This is a genomic window from Pseudomonas sp. (genome assembly GCF_049653025.1).
GTDB lineage: Bacteria > Pseudomonadota > Gammaproteobacteria > Pseudomonadales > Pseudomonadaceae > Aquipseudomonas.
In genome coordinates, this window is sequence record NZ_JBASFM010000008.1 from 38,150 (window position 1) to 58,592 (window position 20,443).

The following is a 20,443-nucleotide window of genomic DNA, read 5'->3' on the forward strand; positions in this document are numbered from 1 at the left end:
TTATTCGCTAGTAGCACAGAGTTCAGCGAGCACCCGCAGGCGGCGGCGCGGTTCGGCGACGTAGGGGTTGTTCTGATCCCAGGCGTAGCCGGCGAGGATCGAGCTGATCATCCGGCGGATTTCCGGCTGGGCCTTCTCGAAATAGATCACGTCCTGGAAGCTGCCGTCGTACCAGCCCTCGACATACACGCGGAAGGTGTCGACGCCGCGCTTGAGCGGGATAGCAAAGTCGGCTTCCCAGTCCACCGTCTCGCCACTTAGCTGGCGGTGCAACAGGCCGGCGGCCATGCTCGCCGAACGCATGGCGATGGTTACCCCGGAGCTGAACACCGGGTCGAGGAATTCGGCGGCGTTGCCGAGCAGGGCGAAACCGGCACCGTGCAGGGTTTTCACGTTGGCCGCGTAGCCGCCAATGGTGCGCGCCGGAGTGTCCCACACGGCGTTCTTCAGCACCTTGGCCAGCGAGGGCGTTTCCTCGATAAATTGCTTGAGGCAGGCGTCCAGGTCTTCTGGGCGACCCTGGAAACGGGTGGCATCGGCGACCACGCCGACCGAGCAGCGGCCGTTGCTGAACGGGATGGTCCAGAACCACACGTCGCGCAGTTCGGGATGGGTGGTGATCAGAATCTTCTCACGGTCGAAATCGCTGCCGTCGTTGCGGTCTTCGACGTGGGTGAACACCGCCTGGCGCACCGGGAAGTTCGATGGCAGGTCGAGGTCGAGCAGGCGCGGCAGCACGCGGCCGTAGCCACTGCCATCGAGAACGAAGGCGCATTCGACCTGGTATTCGTGGCCATCGGCCAAGCGCCGCACGCTCAGGCGCGGGCAGTCGCCGCTGAAATCGACGGCGAAGATTTCCTCTTCATAGCGGATTTCCACGCCCTGCAGTTCGGCCTGGTCGGCCAGCAGCTTGTCGAAGTCGGCGCGCAGCACCTGATAGGTCGAGCCCTGACCTTGGGTGAAGGTGTCGCGAAAATCGAACTCGGTATAACGCTCGCCCCAGCCAAAGGCCGCGCCATGTTTGGTCTGGAAGCCGGCGGCGCGTACCGCGTCGAGCATTCCGGCTTCCTCGACGAAGTCCAGGCAGTGCGACAGCAGGCTCTCGCCAATCGAGAAACGCGGGAAGCGCTGGCGCTCCAGCACCAGCACGTCATGGCCGTTGCGCTTGAGCAACGCCGCGGCAATCGCCCCAGACGGGCCGGCACCGATGACTACGACTTGGCGTTGTTCGACTTCAAGGGACTTCATAGCGGCGTCTTGCCTCATGCTTGGCGGCGTGTGGGTAGGCACCGGCCAGGGCCGGTAGCAGGGTCGAGATCAGGCCCATCAGCATCAGGGCGAAATACAGTGCTGGGCTGATTATCTGCTGTTGCAGCAGCAGATTGAGAAAGATGATTTCAGTCAGGCCGCGGGTATTCAACAACAGGCTTTCGCGCCACTGCCCCGCGTAGGCGCGCAGCTGCCCGGCGGCCCAGCTCAGGCCCAGCCAGTTACCGGCCAGTTTGCTGATGATTGGCAGCAGCAACAGCGCCGCAAACTGCCAGGCAGAATACCCCTGCCAGGCGTCCTGCCAGTCGATCTGCAGCAGGCCAAAGGCCAAAATCAGCGGCACCGCCAGCCAGGTTTGCAGCCAGCGCAGCAGCCCGGCGGGTAGCGGCAGACGCAAAGGCAGGCGCAGGGCGGTGAGCAGCAACAGGTAGGCGATGCCGAACACCAGGGCATTCAGGTGCAGTTGTTGCATCACCAGCAGCAGGGCGAGAAAGCAGCCGCCGTTAAGCCGCGCCGAGCGCAGCGGCAGCAGTTTTAACAGCAGCGGCAGGCCGGCGGCCAGCAGGGGCCAGAGCAGGGTGGCTGGGTCGCTGCTGCCCTGGGCCAGGCCGAAGATCAGCCAGCAGAGCAAATCCATGATGATTGCCGCCTGCAGCAACTGACGGATCTTAGCCACCGGGTAGCCGAGGTGCTGCAGGTAGAGAAACAGCACCGGAATGGCGGTCAGGGCAAACAACAGGCCCACGGCAATATCGGCCAGCATGCCCTGCTCCGGCAGCAGCCAGACCGCGCAGGCCAGGCCGCAGAGGAACGGCACAAAGAAACTCGGTAGGGCGATCTGCAGGCTGCCCGGCTCCAGTTGCAGATCGACCACATCACTGAGGATATGCCCGAGCAGCAAACAGAAGGCCACGCCATACAAAGGCTCCAGCCACACCGGTGCGAGTAGCTCGCTGGCTCCGAAGCCCAGCGGCGCGGTCCATAGCATCAGCAGCGGCAGGCCGAGGGTGGCCAGCAGCAATTGGCTGACGATCGGCATCAGGCGCAGGCGCTTGCCCAGCCAGGTCGCCAGGGCAAATAACGCGAGTAGTGCCAGCCAGGCCAGGGCGATGCTCATGTCGTTTGTGCCTGGTTAACGGCGGCTTGCCGGGTGCCGGCCCAGGGCGCGAGGAGGAAGCAGAAGAACAGGCCGAGGCTGATCGCCAGGCCGAAGTTGGCAATCGCCGGGGTGTCGCTGAGCAGCAGCAGGCCGAACGACAGCCAGCTGGTCAGCGCCGAGAGCAGGGTGCCGAGCAGGCTGACCGCAGGTCCGTCGATGTTTTCGCGCATCAGAATGGCGTAATCGACGCCGATGGCGGTGATCAACAGCAGGCCGAACAGGCTGAACAGGGTCAGCGGCTGGCCCAGCCAACCGAGGCAGGCCAGCGCCGCCATGGCCGCCAGCAGCGGCAGGCAGACCACCCGCAGCGCACCGCCGAGGCCGAACGGCAGGCACAGCAACAGCAGGATAGCGATGGAGGAGAGCAGTTTCAGTTCGGCGGCGCTCAGCTGGGTGGCGCTAAACAGCGCGTTCAGCTCACTGATGCGGTCGACCAGCTGCACGCCCGGCAAGTCTGCGCTGAGGCTGCGCAATACGCTGCTGTCGCTGAGGCCCTGCAAGCTGATCAGCCCCGCCACCGCGTTGTTCTCAGCCCCCAGCCAGAGCCCGCGCCAGGCTTCGCCCAGCGGGCTGGCCAGGCTCTGTTCGAGGCTGGGGGCGGGGTCGTTGGTCAGCTGCGCCAGCTCGGCCTGCAGTGCGGCGGCCGGAATGCCCAGGTCGAGCAGTGGCTGCCAGTGCTGTGGCAGTTGCTGCAAGGCGGCGCGTAACGGTTGTAGCTGGCTGTCGGCGGCCACCAGCTGGCTGAGGGCGCGGTAGCCACGCAGTTGGCCGGCGGCCACCGCCTGGTCGAGGCGTTGGCTGAGCGCGGCCTGGCGCTCCAGCAACTGCTGCGGGTTAGCGGCGCGCACCAAAAAGAACTGGCTGGTGGGCTGTTGCCCGGTTAGCTCGGCGATGCGCTGGGCTTCGGCCAATAGTTGCGGTTCCTGGCCGAGCCACTGGCGTAAGTCATTCTGTGTATGCAGTTGCCACAGCCCGCCTGCACAAAACAGCAGGAGTAACGCCAGCAGCGGCGCGCTGCCGATCTTGGCTAACAGACGCGTGCGTCCGGCCAGCAGGCGTTGGCTAAAACTCAGCAGCTGCGGCGATGGGCTTAGCCGCAGGCCACGCAGCCAGGCCGGCAGCAGGCATACCGAGCACAGATAAGCGGCGATCAGCCCGGCGGCGGAGAACAGCGCGACCTGGGTCAGCGCCGGAAACGGGGTAAAGGCCAGCGCCAAGTAGCCGATCAGGTTGGTGCCCAGGCTCAGGCTCAGGCCCGGCAAGGTGGCGCGCAGGGCGCCCCAGCTGCTCCAGCTTTCGCTGCCTTCTGCGTTGCTCCAGCTTTTACTTAGATAGTGTTGCGGGTAATCGGCGGCGACCCCGACCAGGCTGGCGCCGAGTACCAGGGTCAGGGCGTTGATCTGGCCGAACACCAGCACGCAGGCGGTGCAGCCGGCCAGCAGCGCCATGCCAATCGGCAGCAGGCTAACCAGCACCCGCACGCGGCGGAAGGCCAGCAGCAACAGCAGCAGCGTACCGAAGGTGGCCCCTCCACCAATCAGGCTGATCTCGCGGGTGGCCTTGGCCTGCCCAGCGGCGGCGTACAGTACGCCACCAGCTGCCAGCAGTTGCCCGCCGGCTGTTTCGATCTGTGCGCGGGTGTCGGCGACCTGGGCGGCAATCAGCGGCGGTTCCTGCATATCGAATGCACTGCCCTGGGCGCTGGCGCGCAGCAGGGCCCAGGTCATGCCCGGCTCTTCCAGCAGCAGCGCGCCGCTGCTCAGGTCGGCCTGGATGCGGCTGCCGGGATTCAGCGCCTGTTGCGCGCGTACGCCGAGGCCCAGCCAATCCTGCTCGATAGGCAGCAAGCTCAAACCGGCAAAGGTATCGAACAACTGCGCGGCGCGTTGTTCGATTAGTTGTTGCGGTTGTTTCAGCAGCAGCTGGCGATCCGCGCTCGGCAGCAGGGCCAGGCGGTTGTTGCGCAGATAGTCGCGCAGCGCCGCGAGGTCGCTGTCGACGCTCCACTGCACCTGGGCGAAGCGCCCGCTGCCGCGCCACTGCTCGCCCACCTGCTGCGCCAGGGCAATCGCCTGGTCGCGCTGCGGGTGGCCGATCAACAGCAGCAGGTCGCGATTGAGCGGCTCCTGCATACGCTGCTCGGCCTGCTGCACCAGGGCGTCGCCGCTGCCGGCGGGCAACAGGGCGAGCATATCCGCGGCTACGGGCGGGCCGTTGCGCCACTGCCAGGCGGCAAGCGCCAGCAAGACCGCGAGCAGCAGCAGAAAGCCGCGCGGCAGCCAGCGTTCACTGGGCAAAGTTGCGTTGCTCCTGCTCGCTCAAGGCCGCGCCGGCCTGGCTTTCCGGCAAGCGCAGCACGCTGTGATCGCCCTGGGTTTCATGCAACTCGATGCGCTGCACCAGGGCGCCGCCGTCGATCTGAATGCGGCTGAAAATCTGCTTGAGCAACACCGAGTTCGGCAGCAAGCGCAGTTGCCAGGCCTCGGCCGTACCGCTCAATTGCAGTTCGAAATCCCGTGCCAGGCCGCTGTGGTCGCCCTTGAGTACGGCGAGAAACAGCCGGCTCTGTTGGGCTGCGACATCCTGGCCGGGTTGCTGTTGCCAGCCGCTGGGCGTGCGTTTGGCGATGCCCTGGCTGTCGATGCGGTAATCCTGCTTGAGCGGGCTTTGCAGCTGCCAGAGCAGGCCAAGATCGCGGCTCAACACAAACTGACCGCGACTGGTCAGCGGCTGCGGCAGGGCGCGCAGGTGCTTTTCCTGAATCAGCGGGCCGCGTACCACGGCGGGCTTGGCCAGCTGGGCGCTGAGCTGGTCGAGGTCGAAGGCCAGTGCGCTCTGGCTCAGCAGCCAGAGGCCGAGGCCTGCCAGCAGGCGTTTCACGCCAGCACCTTGGCAACGGCGTCGATCAGCACCTTGGGTGAAGCAAACTGCATCTCGCGGGTGGCGATTTCCACCGCTACCTGCACGCTGCTGCCACGGGTCATGCGCTCGCCGCTGGCTGCATCGGTGATCAGGTAGTTGATCTTCAGGCGGTTCTCCCACTCCACCAGGTCGGCGCGCACGATGATCTTCTGGCCGAACTGCGCGCCGCGGATATAGCGCAGCTGCAGGTCGATCACCGGCCAGGCGTAGCCGGCGTCGCGCATCTGCACGTAGTTGTGGCCGAGTTTGTCGAGCAGGGCGCAGCGCGCTTCTTCGAAGTATTTGACGTAGTGGCCGTGCCAGACCACTTCCATCATGTCGACGTCGAAGAACGGCACCTGCAGTTCGATTTCCGCCTGCAATACGCCTTTGCTACGCATAGAGCCTCCAGTGCTGCGCGCGGATACGCACCAGGCACAGACGCAGCTCGGCTTCCAGGGCGCGGTCTTCGACCACTGGGTGGAAGTCCACGGCCAGCTGTTCACGCATGGCAGTGATCGGTGCCGGGATATCGCTCTTGCCGTCGCGCTGGCGCAGCCATACGCCCTGGTTGGCGGCCAGCAGGGTGGCGGCGGCGACCTGTTCGGTCAGCTCCAGGCTGCGCAGGGCGTCGCGGGCGGCGATGGTGCCCATGCTCACCTTGTCCTGGTTGTGGCACTCGGTTGAGCGCGAGAACACGCTGGCCGGCATGGTGTTTTTCAGCGCTTCGGCGGTCCAGGCGCTGGTGCCGATCTGCACGGCCTTGAAGCCGTGGTTGATCATCGCGCTGACGCTCGGCGCGCCGGACAGGTTGCTCGGCAGGCCGTGGTTGTAGCGGGTGTCGACCAGCAGGGCGAGCTGGCGGTCGAGCAGGTCGGCGACGTTGCCCACCAGATTCTTCAGGCTGTCCATGGCGAAGGCGATATGCCCGCCGTAGAAGTGTCCGCCGTGCAGCACGCGTTCGGCTTCGGCGTCGATCAGCGGGTTGTCGTTGGCGCTGTTCAGCTCGATTTCGATAAATTGGCGCAGCAGGCCCAGGCTATCGGCCAGTACGCCGAGCACGTGCGGCGCACAGCGCAGCGAGTAGCGGTCCTGCAAACGATGCAGCGGCGCGGTCGGTGCGTCGATGGCCAGGTCCTGGCGCAGCCAGGCGGCAACCTGCATCTGCCCCGGGTGCGGCTTGGCGGCGAACAGGCGCTCGTCGAAGTGCTCCGGATTGCCTTCCAGCGCCACCACGTTAAGCGCGGTGATACGGGTGGCCAGTTTCAGCAGGTAATCGGCACGGGAGAACGCCTGGCAGGCCAGGGCGGTCATCACCGCCGTGCCGTTCATCAGCGCCAGGGCTTCTTTCGGTCGCAGGGTCAGCGGCGTCCAGCCGAGTTCCTTATGCACATCGGCGGCGCTGCGGCGCTCACCCTTGAACATCACTTCGCGTTCACCGCTCAGGGTAGCCGCGACATAGGACAGCGGCGTCAGATCGCCGCTGGCGCCCACCGAGCCTTCTTCCGGAATCAGCGGCAGCACATCAAATTCGAGAAACGCCTGCAGGCGTTCCAGCAGCTCGACGCGCACGCCGGAAACGCCCTGACACAGCGACTGCAAACGTGCGGCGAGCACGGCGCGGGTGGCAGGCTCATCGAGCAGCTTGCCGAGGCCACAGCCGTGGAAGGTGTAGAGGTGACGCGGCAGCGCCTCGACTTGATGCAGCGGCACGGCCACCACGCAGGAGTCGCCGTAGCCGGTGGTGACGCCGTAGATCACGCCTTCCTTGTCCAGCAGACTGTCGAGGAAACGCGCGCCCTTGGCGATTTTTTCGCGGTAGGCGGCATCGTTTTGCAGCTGCGCCGGGGCGCTGCGGCTGGCCAGGGCGACAACCTGCTCGATGCGCAGGGGCTGTTCGCCAAACACGATGGGATCAGGCTGATTTGTCGTCATCTTCATTCCAGAACGGGTAGAAATTGAACCATTGCAGGGGCGCGCTCAGGCAGCGTTGGCCCAGGCGGTCGGCGTAGCGTTGGGTGCACTGGCGGATTACCGCGTCACGTTCGCTGCGCTTCCACGGTAGGCGCTCGAGAAAGGGTTCGAGAATCACCTGGTAGCGGCCGTCGATCTTCAGGCAACTCATCAGGTTGACCGGGCATTGCAGCAGCCCCGCCAGCAACCACGGGCCTTGCGGGAAGGCGGCCGGCTTGCCGAGAAAGTCCACGCTGACCTTGCGGCTGCCCTTGAGCGGTACGCGGTCGCCGGCAATCGCCAGCCACTCGCCGCGCTCCAGGCGCTCGGACAATTGCAGCATGATCGCCGCGTCCAGTTCGCTGACCTGGATCAGGCGCAGGTGGCTGGCACCGGCATCGGCCAGCAGGCGGTTGAACTGGGCGGCGTGTTTGGTGTGCAGCAGCACGTTCATCTGTACCTGCGCGCCGACCTCGGCCAGGGCGCGGCAGACTTCCAGATTGCCCAGGTGCGCGGCGACCAGTATCTGCCCACGGTTCTGCCGTTGCAGCTGGCCACAGAGGTCGTCGGGGTCGATCAGGTCAACCTGCTCCAGGCCGAGGCGGCCATTCCAGACGTCGAGCTTGTCGAGCAAGGTGTCGGCGAAGTGCATAAATTGGCGGAACACGCTGTAACGGCTCGGGCGTAGCTCCGGGCGTCCGCTCCAGGCGGCCAGATTGCTTTGATAGTGGTGAATGCTGCGCCGCGCCCTGGCGCCGAACAGGTAGAAGTACAGCACGATCAGATACAGCAGTGGGCTGATCAGGCGACGGCCGAGCACGCGCGTCAGCACCGCGGTGATCTTCATCAGAATAAAACTGCCGCGCTCGCGCTGGCTGGCCCAGTGGCGTTGATCGCTCATCCGCGCCACCGTTGCCAGAGGATCTGCGGCGCACGCAGCAGCATGCCGAAGAACAGCTTGGCGTGCATCTTCGATATCAGCGCGTTGTCGTGCCACAGGCGGAAGTGCGAGAGGCCATCCAGCGGGTAATGCACGCGGGTCGGCAGCCAGTGCATTGGCTGGTTGCGCCAGGCCAGGCGCACCAGGATCTCAGTGTCGAAATCCATGCGTTTGCCGATGGCTACCGAGTCGATCAGCGCCAAAGTGGCCGGCAGCGGGTACACCCGGAAGCCGCACATGGAATCGCGGATGCTCAGCGACAGGGTGTTGATCCACACCCACACGTGGGTCAGGTAGCGCGCGTAGAGGCGGCCTTTCGGCACGCTGGCATCGTATTGCGGGTAGCCGCAAATCAGCGCCTGCGGGTTGGCTTGCGAGGTTTGGATAAAGCGCGGCAGATCGCTGAGGTCATGCTGACCGTCGGCGTCCACCTGCAGCGCATGGCTAAAGCCCAGGCGCGCCGCTTCACGCAGCCCGGCCATCACCGCGCCGCCTTTGCCCTGATTGACGGGCAGACGCAGCAGGTGGGTATCGGGTTGTGTGGCCAGCTGATCCATGACCGTTGCACAGGCCAAGCTGGATGCGTCATCCACCAGCACGCAGGGCAGGCCGGCTTGATGCAGAGCCGCAACAACAGTCGGCAGCGCGTGCTCATGGTTGTAGACCGGGATTACCGCGCAGGGCTTATGCACGGGCGGCTCCCAGCAGAATGCGCCCGGAGGAGCAGGCCGCTTCGCCGTTGCGGAAGGTGAAGTACAGCTTGCCGCGCGCCGCGTCGAAACGCAGGGTCAGTTGCAGGCGGTCGCCGGGGCGTACCAGTTGCTGGAATTTCAGCACTTCCATGCCACAGAAACGTGGTGGCAGGTCCTTGATCAGGCCGCGCGCCAGTTGCTGCGCCCAGTCGACCTGGACCACGCCCGGCAGTACCGGGGTCTGCGGGAAGTGGCCGGTGAAGTGTGCGAGGTCCAGCGGCACCACCAGTTCAAGCTGCCATTCGCCATCCTGCTCGACAGCCGACAGCGGCTCCACCTGGGTTGGCCGTGGTGCTGCCAGTAGTGCTTCGACTGTGGCTTGCGCCAGCTTGCCCTGGTTGGTGTAGGGCAGCTGGGCGAGCAACCGCCAACGCCGGGGCAAGGCAATCGCTTCGCAATGGCTGGCCAAGTGGCGGCGCAGGGTTTCGCTAACGGTCTTGCGCCCCTGGTTGCGCAGCGCATGCAGGCCCGCCGGGCTCAAGGCCACCAACGCGCCGAGGTAGGCGCGGCCTTCCTGCACCACACCGAGGCGTGCATCACTGAGCCATTCGTGGCTGCTCAGCGCCTGTTCGAGCATCGGCAGGGAGATGCGTTTTTCTTCCAGCTTGATAATCCGGTCCAGGCGGCCGCGCAGGGCAAAGCGGCCATCGGCTTGCAGCTCGACCGCATCGGCGGTCTGCTCGCGGTGGCCGGCCGGCAGGTAGGGCGAGGTCAGGTGCAGCGCACCTTCGCTGTTCTTTCCCAGTTCAACTCCGGCAAACGGCGTCCACAGATCGCCACCCTGACGCCAGGCGATACCGCCGGTTTCCGAGCTGCCGTAGATTTCCGTGGGCCATTGGCCGAGCAGGTTTTGCAGTTCGGCGGCGGTTTCCGCTGGCAGCGCGCCACCGGAGGAAAACACCTGACGCACCGCGCGCAGCGCTGGCCAATTAAGGTTATCGCCCATGCGCTTGAGCAGCGCCGGGCTGGCGACCCAGGCGAAGTCGCTGCCGGTTGCCAGGCTTTCGCGTTGCAAGTCTTCGGGGAATGGCTGGGCGCGGCGCAGAAAAGTGCGGCCGGCGCACAGCGGCCACAGCACGCGAAACAGCAGGCCGTAGATATGCTGGGTGGCGACGCTGCCGAGGATGGTCGCGCTGCCCAGTTGCTCGCCCCACAGCTGCTCCAGGGCGGTCACTTCATTGGCCAGCTGGCGCAGGGATTTGTCGATCAGCTTGGCTTCGCCGCTGGAGCCGGAGGTGCACAGGGTTAGCTGGCACTGGTCGAGATCGAGCGGGGCCGGCGGCAGTGCCGCGCTGTCGGCGTTAAGCAGGCCATCGAGGTTGTCCAGCCACAGGTCGCACTGCGTACTCATGCGCTGGCGGGTTTGCGGCTGGGCATCGGCCGGCAGCAGTACGGCAATCCCGGCGCGCCAGGCGGCCAGCAAGGCGATGGCCAGTTCGCCGGCGTCGTCGAGGTACAGCGCCAGGCGCTTTACGCCACGGCCTTGCAGCTCAGCCGCCAGGTGCAGGGCATGCTGGCGCAGCTGGGCGTGATCCAGGTCCGCAGTTACTGCGCGACCGGGGTGGGCTTCGAGCAGCAGATGCTCGAGGGGCAGCCAGTTCATTCATGTCTCCTTACACGCTGGCGCACCAGCCACTCGCCGGCAAACAGCAGGCCCATCAGGCCGTAGGCAATTAGCCCGGTATACAGCGTCCACCAGCTCAGCGGCGCCCAGAAGTTCAGCGCCACCACCACCAGGCCGTTGGCCAGAAAGAACCAGGCCCAGACTGCAGTGACCAAACGCGTGTAGCGGATCGCCACTTCCGGCAACTGCGGCTCAGTCAGGCGCGCCAGGCGTTCGATCAGCGGCGGGCCGAATTTCAGGCTGAGGCCGAACAGCGCCAGCAGCAGGCCATTCAGCAGCACCGGGTACCAGCGCAGCAACGCGGGCTCCCCGGCCAGACCGAGCAGCAGGCAGAAGCCCAGGGCCACGGCGGTCATCCAGCGATTGCCCGGCTTGCCCCATTGGCTTAGCGCACGCACCAGCCACAGGCCGCCGAGCACGGCGGCGAACAGGCGCGGCGACAGATGCTCCATGCCGTAATACACGGCAAAGGGATAGAGCAGCCCAGCCAGCAGCAGGAGCAGGCCAAACAGGCGCGCCATCAGTCTGCAACGGGGGCGTTGACGAGCTGCAGCACCGCCTCGACCACGTCACCGACGGTACGCACGGCTTTGAATTCCTCGGCGGCGAGCTTCTTGCCCGTCTGGCGCTTGATATGGTCGATCAGGTCGACGGCATCGATGCTGTCGATTTCCAGGTCCTGATAGAGGTTGGCTTCCGGCGTAATGCGCTCGGCATCCAGCTCGAACAGCTCGACCAGGGCGTCGCGCAGGGTGATGAAAATCTCTTCACGGGTTTGCATCGGTGGCTTCCTCAGGCGGTCTGTTGCGATGACACGAATGCCGCCAGGCTGGCTACGTTGGCAAAGTGCTTGCGGGTGTCTTTGGCTTCGGCGTCGATCTTGATGCCAAAGCGTTTCTGGATGGCCAGGCCGAGTTCCAGGGCGTCTACCGAATCCAGGCCGAGGCCTTCACCGAACAGGGTCAGGTCGGCGGCGATGTCTTCGGCAGCCATGTCTTCGAGGCCGAGGGCGTCGATGATCAGGTTCTTAATTTCCAGCTGCAAATCGCTCATCTTTGGCGAGCTCCTTAATAAAGTGTTGGTGCAGAAAGTCGTTGAGTTTGCGTGAGGCGATTGGCGGTGGCCCCATGGCGTTGAACTGTTGTGGGTCAATATCCTCGCCCACGCGCAGGCGAAAGTGAAAACGGCGCGACGGAATGCTGTACCAAGGCTCGGCCTTGGTCAGGGTGGTGGGCGTGACGCTGATCACCACCGGGGTGACGATGCGCGCGCCGCGCAGGGCGATGGCCGCTGCGCCACGGTGAAACTCCGGGCTGTGCCCCGGCGTGGTGCGCGTGCCTTCAGGGAAGATCGCCAGGGTCTGGCCGCTTTGCAGCGCGCCGGCGGCTTCGTCGAGCATGTCCATGCTGCCGCTGTTGCTGATGTAGTGGGCCGCGCGCAGGGGGCCGCGCATGCTCGGGTTATCCCACAGGCTCTGTTTGACCACGCAATTGGCGTCGCGAATAAAGGCGATCAGCACCACCACGTCGATCAGCGACGGGTGATTGGCGATGACCATCTGCCCGGGGCGGCCGAGGCGTTCGACACCCTCGACCTCATAAGTCAGCACGCCGCTGCGGTACATAAACTGCACGAACAGGTAGAAGGTCTTGCTCACCACCGCGCGGGCGCGAGTGCGCCGGCTCAGGGCGTCGCCCGGTAGCAGGGCCAGCAGCGGGAAGATCAGCACGCGCAGCAGCACACCGCCGATGCCGAACAGGCTGAAACTCAGGGCCGTGGCAATCAGCCGCCAGATATAGGGCGCGCTGTAACGGCTCAGGCCTTGTTGCGTGACCATGTCCATTGCCGGCTCTTCCAGTGGTGTTGCAGGGAGGTTTGCTCGCCGCACAGGGCGCGCACCAGGTTGAGGGCGTGTGGCCATTCGGCGCGCGGGCCAGTGCCTTTGGCCAGTTCGAGCTGCCAGTCATCGCCTGGGGTTAGCAGCAGGCCGACGGCATAGGAAAACGGTACGTCGTCGATAAAAGGTTGGTACAGCTCGGGCGGGCTTTCCTCGGCAATCACCAGCAATACCGCAGGCGCGCCGTCGTGGAGCATGCCGCAGGCTTCCAGTACGGCGTTTTCCAGGCCATCGCCGGCACCGGCCAGAGCGGTCATTTCGCTGTGATCGCCGCGCTGGATCGACCACAGGCCGATGATCGCGTTATGCACCGAGAGGCTGAACTGGGTCGGCGACAGCGGCTCGTTGTGCGCCAGGTCGGTCAGGATGGTCAGGGTGCGCGGGGTTTCGCCATGCCGGCTGGCGAATACCATGGGCAGTTGCGGGTGCGCTTCGGCCAGCGGCCAGGCAACGTGGAAGGCCATGCGTGCCAGACGGCTCAAGCGCCGGCGCTGCATGGCTGGCAGTGCGCTGACATCCGGTTGCTCACCAGCATCCACCAGGCGCGTCGGTGCCTGGTGCCAGGCGCACCAGTCAGCCGTGCTGTCCAGGCCAGGGGCCCAGGCACGCCATTGTTCGATCCTGAAATGTGTCACGCGGTGGGCGTCCATGTCGGCTACAGCCAGCCGCAACCAGCGGAGGGCTTGGCAGCAGGTGTGGCGAAGTGCTGGCATTATCCAGACCGTGCGGGCCGTGCGCAAATCCGTGGTAGAGCGTTCTGACCGGAGGCGGCGGCCAATTTGCCGAAAATCTCGCCCTTGTCACGTAGTTTGCATAGAATCCAGGGCCATTTCGGGGCTTATGTGGGATTCAGGGGGGTGTTACATGCGGCGCGTGATCTTCAATCAGAAGGGCGGGGTGGGTAAATCCAGCATCGCCTGCAACCTGGCCGCAGTCAGTGCCTCCCAGGGCTATCGCACCCTGTTGATCGACCTGGACGCCCAGGCCAACTCGACGCATTACCTCACCGGCCTGACCGGCGAGGAAATCCCCATGGGCATCGCCGAGTTCTTCAAGGGCACCCTGTCGTCCACGCCGTTCGCCAAGAAAGGCAGTGTGGATATCTACGAAACGCCGTTCGACAACCTGCATGTGGTCACCGCCACCGCCGAGTTGGCCGACCTGCAGCCCAAGCTTGAGCAGAAACACAAGATCAACAAGCTGCGCAAACTGCTCGAAGACCTCAGCGAGGACTACGACCGGATTTACCTCGATACCCCGCCGGCGCTGAACTTCTACACCGTTTCGGCGTTGATCGCCGCCGACCGCGTGCTGATCCCGTTCGACTGCGACAGTTTCTCGCGTCAGGCGCTGTATGGCCTGCTGCGCGAGATCGAAGAGCTCAAGGAAGACCACAACGAGGGCCTGGAAGTCGAAGGCATCGTGGTCAACCAGTTCCAGCCGCGTGCTACCCTGCCGCAGCAGCTGCTCGATGAGCTGATTGCCGAGGGCTTGCCGGTGCTGCCGGTCAACCTGATGAGTTCGGTGAAGATGCGCGAGTCGCACCAGGCTTGTATGCCGCTGATCTACCTGGACCGCAGCCACAAGCTGACCCAGCAGTTTGTTGAACTGCATGACCTGCTTAACAACGCCGATTGAGTCGGACCTGGAAACTAAAAAAGCTGCCTAGGCAGCTTTTTTGTTGGGCGCAGGAAACCTACCGCACGACATAGATATCGCAAGGAGCCTTGTGCAGGAAGTGCTGCGCCAGGCTACCAAGCAGCGCTTGCGACAGCGCGCTGCGGCCGTGGCTGCCGAGGACCAGCAGTTCGGTGTTGGTGCTTTTCAGGTGCGCCTGCAGGCAGCGCAGGATGCCGCCTTGCTCCACCGAATGGGTCAGGGTCGGGCCTGTTTCCGGTAAGTTCTGCGCCTCATCTTCCAGCAGCTGGCTGATCAGGGCTTTCTGTGTGGTCAGTTGTGCTTCGATCTGCTTGGGCGTGCCCTTGTCCGGCTCGAAAACGTGCAGGGCGTGCAGCTCGGCGCTTTCCGGCAGCAGGCGGTAGGCCTGGCCGAGGGCGCTACAGGCGCAGAGCGAAAAGTCGATGGCGGCCAGGGCGCGTTCATACGGGCGCGAATCGTTACGCGCGACCAGCAGCAGTGGCACCGGGCAGTTGCGCGCGATGCGGTCGAGGCTGGTGCCGGAGAAGAAGTCGTGGCGCTGATGATGGCCGCCGAGCACCAGCAGGTCGCAGTCCAGTTCGTTCAACTGCTGCAACACCACTTCCGAGGGCTTGATGCCGGTGCGGATCAGCAGCTGGCTGCCGGGCGGGGCGTATTGCGTCAGGCTGCGGTCCAGGGCCTGCTTGGCCTGCTCGTGTTCCTGGGAGCTTTTGCTCGGGTCGAGCACATGCAACATGGTCAGCTTGGCGTTGAACTGCTTGGCCAACTGGGTGGCGCGGCACAGGGCCATGTCGGCAGTGTCGCGCAGGTCGTGGGCGATAAGAATGTGACTGGGCATGGTCGGCGTTCTCCTGCCGATGCATGTCGGCACATTTATTGTGACCTCGAGTCATAGCTGGACTTTTGACCCAGGGCAAGGTCAGGCGTCAGCGCGCACGTAATTGATAGACGCCGCGACTCTCGGCCACTACTTCACCACTGTCGTCGGTCAGCTGCAACTGCAATAGATATTCGGCTTTGCCGGTGTCTGTCGCTTGCTGTTGCAGGCGCTGGATTTCCTCGGCCTCCAGGCGTGCCTCGACGCGGATATCGCCGCTGGCCGGGCGGCGAAAGCGCAGGTTCATTTCCTTGATGATGGGGTAGAAACGCTGGGCATCGAAGCTGGTGAGAAACAGCGCGCCGCCGGGAATCTCCGCCAGGGTAAACAGCGCACCGGCGTACATGCTGCCGATATGGTTCTGGTTGCCCGCCAGTGGCATGCGCAGGCGCACCCGGCCGGGCTCCAGCACTTCGGCCTTGAGGCCGCTGCGTTTGACGAAGGCGATCTGTTCTTCGGTGAGCTGGCGTACCAGTTCAATGGGCATCGGCATGCTGGGCTCCACACGTATTGTTGTGCAGCCAGCCTAAAGGTTGGATGTGGCCAAGGTAATGACCGCGGGGCAGTCGCGCGATTGACCGATTCGCTCAGATGCCCTGCTGGCGCAACCAGCCCAGCAGCTGCGGCAAGGGCAGCGCGCCGCTCTGCCGGGCAACTTCGACGCCGCCTTTGAGCAGGATCAGGCTGGGGATCGAGCGGATGCCCATTTCGGCGGACAGTTGCGGGTTGGCTTCGCTGTCCAGCTTGGCCAGGCGGCAGCGGCCTTGCAGCTGACTGGAGGCCTGCTCGTAGATCGGCGCAAAGCTGCGGCAGGGGCCGCACCAGCTGGCCCAGACATCCATCAACAGCGGCAGGTCGCCCTTGTTTTGCGCGTCGAAACTGGCCTGGGTCAGCTCGAAGGGTTTGCTCGGCAGCACCTCGGCCTTGCAGCGGCCACAGCGCGGTGCATCGCCCAGGCGTTCGCTAGGAATGCGGTTGAGGCCGTTGCAGTGCGGGCAGGGGATCAGCAGGGGATCGGTCATACGCGGCTCCTTGGGCAATGCTCCACTAGATGGAGCCGCGCTGCGGCGATATCAAGTCAGACCGGTACCAGCGGCCAGAACCAGGGAATCACCAGGGTTGCGACCACCCAGAGAATCAGGTTCAGCGGAATACCGACCTTCATGAAATCGGTAAAGCGATAGCCGCCGGCGTTATACACAAAGGTGTTGGTCTGGTAGCCGATCGGTGTGGCGAAGCTGGCGCTGGCGGCGAACATCACCGCGACCACAAAGGCGCGCGGGTCGACGCCCAGGTGCTGGGCCATGCCGATGGCAATTGGCGTGACCAGTACGGCGACGGCGTTGTTCGACAGCACCTCGGTGAGAATCGAGGTAAACAGGTAGATAAAGCTCAGCATCAGCAGCGGTCCGGCCCAGGGCAGCCAGGCCATCACGTTCTCGACCATCAATTTGACCAGGCCGACCTTGTCCATGGCGATGCTGATGGCCAGCATGCCGAAGATCAGGCTGAGGATCTTCCAGTCCACCGCCTTGTAGGCGTCCTCCACATCCAGGCAACGGGTCGCCAGCACGGTGACCGCGCCGATGATCGCCAGGCCTTCGATGGGCATCACGCCGAAGGCCGCCAGCAGCATGACTGCGAGGGTGGCGATGATCGCAATCGGTGCCTTGTCACGGCGGAAGGCGCGCTCCTGCACGGCGTTGAGGCTGATCAGCTCGCCGTTGTCTGCAAAACGCTTGATCTGCGTCGGCGTGCCTTCCACCAGCATCACGTCGCCGAACTGCAGTTCGAAGTCATCCAGGTTGCCCTGGATATTCTCGTCCTGGCGGTGCACGGCGAGCACGGCGATGCCGTAGCGCGCGGTGAGGTCGAGGTCGCGCATGGGCCGGTGGCTGTAACGCGAGTTACGCCCGACGATGGCCTCGGCGAGGATAACGTCGTGGCTGCTGATGGTCTCGAAGGCATCGCTGCGGTTGAACGTGAGGTGGCCGCTTTCGCGCAGCTCCACCACATCCTTGACCTGGCCGTGCAGCACCAGTTGGTCGCCAGCGGCCAGCAGGGTGTCGTGGGCCGGCTCGGTGAGCTCCTGCTCATCGCGGAAGATCTTCAACACCTGCAAGCCGCTGCCGCCATTGAGGTTTGCTTCGTGCAGGGTCTTGCCGATCACCGGCGAGTCATGCGGTACCAGCAACTCGGTCATAAAGGTGCGGTCGAGGTTCGGGCGCAGCTGCTTGGACAGGGTTTCGCGTTCGGGCAGCAGGTGGCGGCCAATGGTCAGCAGGTAGGCCATGCCGGCGGCGGCGAGAATCAACCCGGCACCGGTGATCTCAAACATGCCGAAGGGCTCAAGGCCGGCCTTGCGCGCCACGCCATCGACCAGAATGTTGGTCGAGGTGCCGATCATGGTCAGGGTGCCGCCGAGGATGGTGGCGTAGGACAACGGGATCAGCAGCTTCGACGGCAGGGTGCCGGCACGTCGGGCCAGGGAAATCGCTACCGGGGTGAGGATGGCCACCACCGGGGTGTTGTTGAGGAAGGCGGAAATCACCAGGGCGGTAACCGTGAGGCCAGTGAGCACGCGGACTGGACTGGTGCCGACCAGGTCGCCCAGCCAGTTGCCGAGGGCATCAATGCAGCCGGTGCGCTCCAGGGCCGCAGACAGCACGAACATGCAGGCGATGGTCACCGGCGCTGAGTTGCTCAGCACGCTGAGCACTTCTGCAGGCGTCAGCAGTTGGGTAATCAGCAGCGCCGCCACGGCGATGGCCGCGACGATGTCCGGGCTCCACTTCTCGCGCACAAAGGCGTACAGCACCCAGACCAGCAGGGCACCGACAAACAGTAGGGGCAGAGGCAGTGAATCCCAGAACATGGACATCCTTAAACGTCGAATCTCGTGTGAGGTATCGCGCGCGGCAAATCCAGGCAGGGTGCCGCGCAAGGCGGAGAAGATAAGGGTTGCTGCTTAGAGAGTCTAAGAATGTTTGGAAAGGTTTATATGCCTTTTCGATTTAATAGATAAGGCTGTACCGACCGCTCTGCCGCGCACTGTGCCTGTGCGACGGGTCGGTGGCGGATTAGGCTCAGGCTGTTATCGAACAGGAGGTGATATGCGTCAGCTAGGCATTCTGGGTGGCATGAGCTGGGAGTCCACGGCCAGCTATTACCGCTTGCTCAATCAGGGCGTGCGCGAGCGCCTGGGCGGCCTGCACTCGGCCCCTTTGTTGCTGCATTCGGTGGACTTCGCCGAGATCGCGGCCTGCCAGCAGCGCGGTGACTGGCAGGCCGCGGGCAAGCAGTTGGCGAGCGCCGCGCAGGGTTTGCAGCGGGCCGGCGCGACGGCCTTGCTGCTGGCGACCAACACCATGCATAAGGTGGCACCGGCCATCGAGGCGGCGGTGGAGATTCCCTTGCTGCATATCGGTGATGCGGTCGGTCAGGCGCTACAGCGTCAGGGCGTGACCCGGGCGGCATTGTTGGGGACGCGCTTTACCATGCAGGAGGATTTTTATCGTCAGCGCCTGGCCGAGCGCTTCGGCATCGAGGTGCTGGTACCCGCGCCCGCGCAGATGACGGAAATCGACCGGGTGATCTTTGCCGAGCTGTGCCAGGGGCGCTTTCTCGACAGCGCCCGCGCGTTCTATCTGGAGTGTTTGCAGCAGCTGCGCGAGCAAGGGGCCGAGGCGGCGATTCTCGGTTGCACCGAAATCGGCCTGCTGCTTGAAGGCCTGGAGGCACCGCTGCCGTTACTCGACAGCACCGAGCTGCATGTGGCTATGGGGCTGGAATGGATGTTGGGTTCGTAGGGTGGATGGCGCTTTATCCATCCGCCGACGCAGGTTGGTGGATGAAAAAGGCGTCATCCACCCTACGGTTCTGCTCAGGATGAGCAGCTGATTTCCAGGTGCTTACCCCACTCGGGCGGGCGCTGGGCGTAGCGCTCGAACCCCGGCTGTTCGGCGAAGGGCTGGCTGAGCACCTGATGCAACTCGCGCACCGGCGCGTAGTCGCCCTGTTCTGCGGCCTCGATGGCCTGCTGCGCCAGGTAGTTGCGCAGGATGTATTTGGGGTTGACCCCATGCATGCGCAGGCGGCGCTGTACCTGATCATCGCCGTCCTGGGCGCTGCGGGCCAGGTAGTCGGCGGCCCAGGCGTCGAAGCCGGCCAGGTCGGTAAAGTCGTCACGCAGGCGCGCCACGGCTTGCGTTGCCGGGCTGTCACCGAGTTCGCGGAAGAAGTTGTTGTAGTCCACCGCGCTGCCCTGCATCAGTTGCAGCAGGCGCTGCGCCAGCACCTCGTCGCCCTCATCCGCGCTGAGCAGGCCCAGGCGCTTGCGCATCAGATCGAGGTAGTGCGCCTGGTACAGCGGCAGGAACAGGCTGAGGGTTTCGCGCAGGGCCTCCACGTCCACCAGCGGCGTCAGCGCCTGGGCGAGGGCAGCGAGGTTCCACTGGGCGATCGGCACCTGATTACTGAAGCTGTAGCGGCCGGTGTCGTCGGAGTGGTTGCAGATAAAGTTGGCGTCGAAATCATCGAGGAAGGCATAAGGGCCGTAATCGAAGGTGATGCCGAGGATCGACATGTTGTCGGTGTTCATCACCCCATGGCAGAAACCGTAGGCCTGCCAGTAGGCGATCATCGTGGCGTTGCGCTCGATAATTTCGCGGAACATCGCCAGGTGCGGCTGCTCCTGTTGCCGGCAGTCGGCGTAGTGGCAGCTCAGCACATGCTCGGCCAGCTGTTTGAGCTGTTCATGCTGGCGGGTGTAATAGAAGTACTCGAAGTGGCCGAAGCGCACATGGCTGGGGGCCAGGCGCAGCACCATCGCCGCGCTTTCCTGCTTCTCGCGCCACACCGGGGTGCTGGAGCCGGTTACGCACAGCGCGCGTGAGCTGGGAATGCCGAGGGCATGCAGGTGTTCGCTGGCGAGAAATTCGCGGATTGATGAGCGCAATACCGCGCGGCCGTCGCCCATGCGTGAGTAGGGCGTTTGTCCGGCCCCTTTCAGGTGCAGGTCCCAGTACTGGCCCGCGTCGTTGATTACTTCCCCCAGCAGCAGGCCACGGCCATCGCCCAGGCGCGGGTTGTAGCCGCCGAATTGATGCCCGGAGTAGACCATGGCGCGTGGCTCGGCCTCGCTCCACAGCTTGTGTCCGGCGAAGATCTGCGCGAACACCTCGCTGTCGGCCTCGGCCGGGTCGAGATCGAGCAGCGCCATGGCGGCCAGGCTGGCCACCACCAGACGTGGCTCGGCAATCGGCTCGGGCAGCACCTCGCTGGAAAAGCCGTCGCCGAGGCGGGCGAAGCGGTTGTCGAAGGTCAATTCGGAAAGCGATTTCACTACCAGGCTCCCGCCGGGCGAATGCGCCCCGGCAGCGTTGTTGGGGTGCGACCCGCCGAGGCGGGCCG

The 20,443-nt window shown here is 64.6% G+C and carries 21 protein-coding genes; 2 read left to right on the top strand and 19 right to left on the bottom strand.

What is annotated here, in order from left to right:
- The 14 genes from WBK23_RS08040 to WBK23_RS08105 are packed head-to-tail and all read right to left on the bottom strand — an operon-like array spanning position 1 to position 13,145.
- Positions 1-1,248, bottom strand: coding sequence for an NAD(P)/FAD-dependent oxidoreductase (locus WBK23_RS08040; RefSeq protein WP_424483460.1), 1,248 nt, complete (start codon positions 1,246-1,248; stop codon positions 1-3).
- Positions 1,235-2,386, bottom strand: a complete 1,152-nt coding sequence (locus tag WBK23_RS08045; RefSeq protein WP_424483461.1) for a sodium:proton antiporter — start codon at positions 2,384-2,386, stop codon at positions 1,235-1,237. Before WBK23_RS08045 ends, WBK23_RS08040 begins: the two co-directional genes overlap by 14 nt.
- Positions 2,383-4,725, bottom strand: coding sequence for an MMPL family transporter (locus WBK23_RS08050; protein WP_424483462.1), 2,343 nt, complete (start codon positions 4,723-4,725; stop codon positions 2,383-2,385). Before WBK23_RS08050 ends, WBK23_RS08045 begins: the two co-directional genes overlap by 4 nt.
- The gene (locus tag WBK23_RS08055) at positions 4,715-5,308 is read right to left on the bottom strand and encodes an outer membrane lipoprotein carrier protein LolA (protein WP_424483463.1); all 594 of its coding nucleotides are present in this window, start codon (positions 5,306-5,308) and stop codon (positions 4,715-4,717) included. Before WBK23_RS08055 ends, WBK23_RS08050 begins: the two co-directional genes overlap by 11 nt.
- On the bottom strand, positions 5,305-5,730 hold the full coding sequence (locus WBK23_RS08060; protein ID WP_424483464.1) for an acyl-CoA thioesterase: 426 nt from the start codon (positions 5,728-5,730) through the stop codon (positions 5,305-5,307). The genes WBK23_RS08055 and WBK23_RS08060 overlap by 4 nt, the downstream gene beginning before the upstream one ends.
- The gene (locus tag WBK23_RS08065; RefSeq protein WP_424483465.1) at positions 5,723-7,264 is read right to left on the bottom strand and encodes an HAL/PAL/TAL family ammonia-lyase; all 1,542 of its coding nucleotides are present in this window, start codon (positions 7,262-7,264) and stop codon (positions 5,723-5,725) included. The genes WBK23_RS08060 and WBK23_RS08065 overlap by 8 nt, the downstream gene beginning before the upstream one ends.
- Positions 7,245-8,183 carry a glycosyl transferase gene (locus WBK23_RS08070; protein ID WP_424483466.1) on the bottom strand — a complete coding sequence of 313 codons (939 nt, stop codon included), beginning with the start codon at positions 8,181-8,183 and terminating at the stop codon, positions 7,245-7,247. Before WBK23_RS08070 ends, WBK23_RS08065 begins: the two co-directional genes overlap by 20 nt.
- Complete coding sequence (locus WBK23_RS08075) at positions 8,180-8,914, bottom strand: glycosyltransferase family 2 protein (protein WP_424483467.1); 735 nt, start codon at positions 8,912-8,914, stop codon at positions 8,180-8,182. The genes WBK23_RS08070 and WBK23_RS08075 overlap by 4 nt, the downstream gene beginning before the upstream one ends.
- A complete protein-coding gene (locus tag WBK23_RS08080; RefSeq protein ID WP_424483468.1) occupies positions 8,907-10,577 on the bottom strand; it encodes an AMP-binding protein in 1,671 nt (556 codons plus the stop codon). The genes WBK23_RS08075 and WBK23_RS08080 overlap by 8 nt, the downstream gene beginning before the upstream one ends.
- Positions 10,574-11,119 (bottom strand): hypothetical protein, encoded by a 546-nt coding sequence (locus WBK23_RS08085; RefSeq protein WP_424483469.1) that lies wholly within the window; start codon positions 11,117-11,119, stop codon positions 10,574-10,576. The genes WBK23_RS08080 and WBK23_RS08085 overlap by 4 nt, the downstream gene beginning before the upstream one ends.
- Positions 11,119-11,379, bottom strand: a complete 261-nt coding sequence (locus WBK23_RS08090; RefSeq protein WP_424483470.1) for an acyl carrier protein — start codon at positions 11,377-11,379, stop codon at positions 11,119-11,121. Before WBK23_RS08090 ends, WBK23_RS08085 begins: the two co-directional genes overlap by 1 nt.
- Positions 11,380-11,390: 11 nt before the next feature.
- Positions 11,391-11,651, bottom strand: coding sequence for a phosphopantetheine-binding protein (locus WBK23_RS08095; protein ID WP_090249897.1), 261 nt, complete (start codon positions 11,649-11,651; stop codon positions 11,391-11,393).
- A complete protein-coding gene (locus WBK23_RS08100) occupies positions 11,626-12,441 on the bottom strand; it encodes a lysophospholipid acyltransferase family protein (protein ID WP_424483471.1) in 816 nt (271 codons plus the stop codon). The genes WBK23_RS08095 and WBK23_RS08100 overlap by 26 nt, the downstream gene beginning before the upstream one ends.
- Positions 12,414-13,145, bottom strand: a complete 732-nt coding sequence (locus WBK23_RS08105) for a beta-ketoacyl synthase chain length factor (protein WP_424483472.1) — start codon at positions 13,143-13,145, stop codon at positions 12,414-12,416. Before WBK23_RS08105 ends, WBK23_RS08100 begins: the two co-directional genes overlap by 28 nt.
- A gap of 214 nt (positions 13,146-13,359) precedes the next feature.
- Here WBK23_RS08105 and WBK23_RS08110 point away from each other — a divergent pair, with 214 nt between their 5' ends.
- Positions 13,360-14,133 carry a ParA family protein gene (locus WBK23_RS08110; RefSeq protein ID WP_424483473.1) on the top strand — a complete coding sequence of 258 codons (774 nt, stop codon included), beginning with the start codon at positions 13,360-13,362 and terminating at the stop codon, positions 14,131-14,133.
- A gap of 58 nt (positions 14,134-14,191) precedes the next feature.
- Here the strand turns inward: WBK23_RS08110 and WBK23_RS08115 are convergent, their stop codons facing one another.
- From WBK23_RS08115 to WBK23_RS08130, 4 genes are all read right to left on the bottom strand, one after another.
- Positions 14,192-14,992 (bottom strand): universal stress protein, encoded by an 801-nt coding sequence (locus tag WBK23_RS08115; RefSeq protein ID WP_424483474.1) that lies wholly within the window; start codon positions 14,990-14,992, stop codon positions 14,192-14,194.
- Between the two features lie 88 nt (positions 14,993-15,080).
- Positions 15,081-15,524: a YiiD C-terminal domain-containing protein gene (locus WBK23_RS08120; RefSeq protein WP_424483475.1), complete on the bottom strand. Its 444-nt coding sequence runs from the start codon at positions 15,522-15,524 to the stop codon at positions 15,081-15,083.
- Positions 15,525-15,618: 94 nt separating this feature from the next.
- Positions 15,619-16,053, bottom strand: coding sequence for a thioredoxin TrxC (gene trxC / locus WBK23_RS08125; protein WP_424483476.1), 435 nt, complete (start codon positions 16,051-16,053; stop codon positions 15,619-15,621).
- Positions 16,054-16,109: 56 nt separating this feature from the next.
- A complete protein-coding gene (locus tag WBK23_RS08130; RefSeq protein WP_424483477.1) occupies positions 16,110-17,912 on the bottom strand; it encodes an SLC13 family permease in 1,803 nt (600 codons plus the stop codon).
- Between the two features lie 232 nt (positions 17,913-18,144).
- On the opposite strand from WBK23_RS08130, the gene WBK23_RS08135 reads away from it, so the two are divergent.
- Positions 18,145-18,840, top strand: a complete 696-nt coding sequence (locus tag WBK23_RS08135) for an aspartate/glutamate racemase family protein (RefSeq protein WP_424483478.1) — start codon at positions 18,145-18,147, stop codon at positions 18,838-18,840.
- 74 nt (positions 18,841-18,914) lie between these two features.
- On the opposite strand, the gene selO is transcribed toward WBK23_RS08135, so the two are convergent.
- Positions 18,915-20,375 carry a protein adenylyltransferase SelO gene (selO, locus tag WBK23_RS08140; protein ID WP_424483479.1) on the bottom strand — a complete coding sequence of 487 codons (1,461 nt, stop codon included), beginning with the start codon at positions 20,373-20,375 and terminating at the stop codon, positions 18,915-18,917.
- Positions 20,376-20,443: the final 68 nt, after the last annotated feature.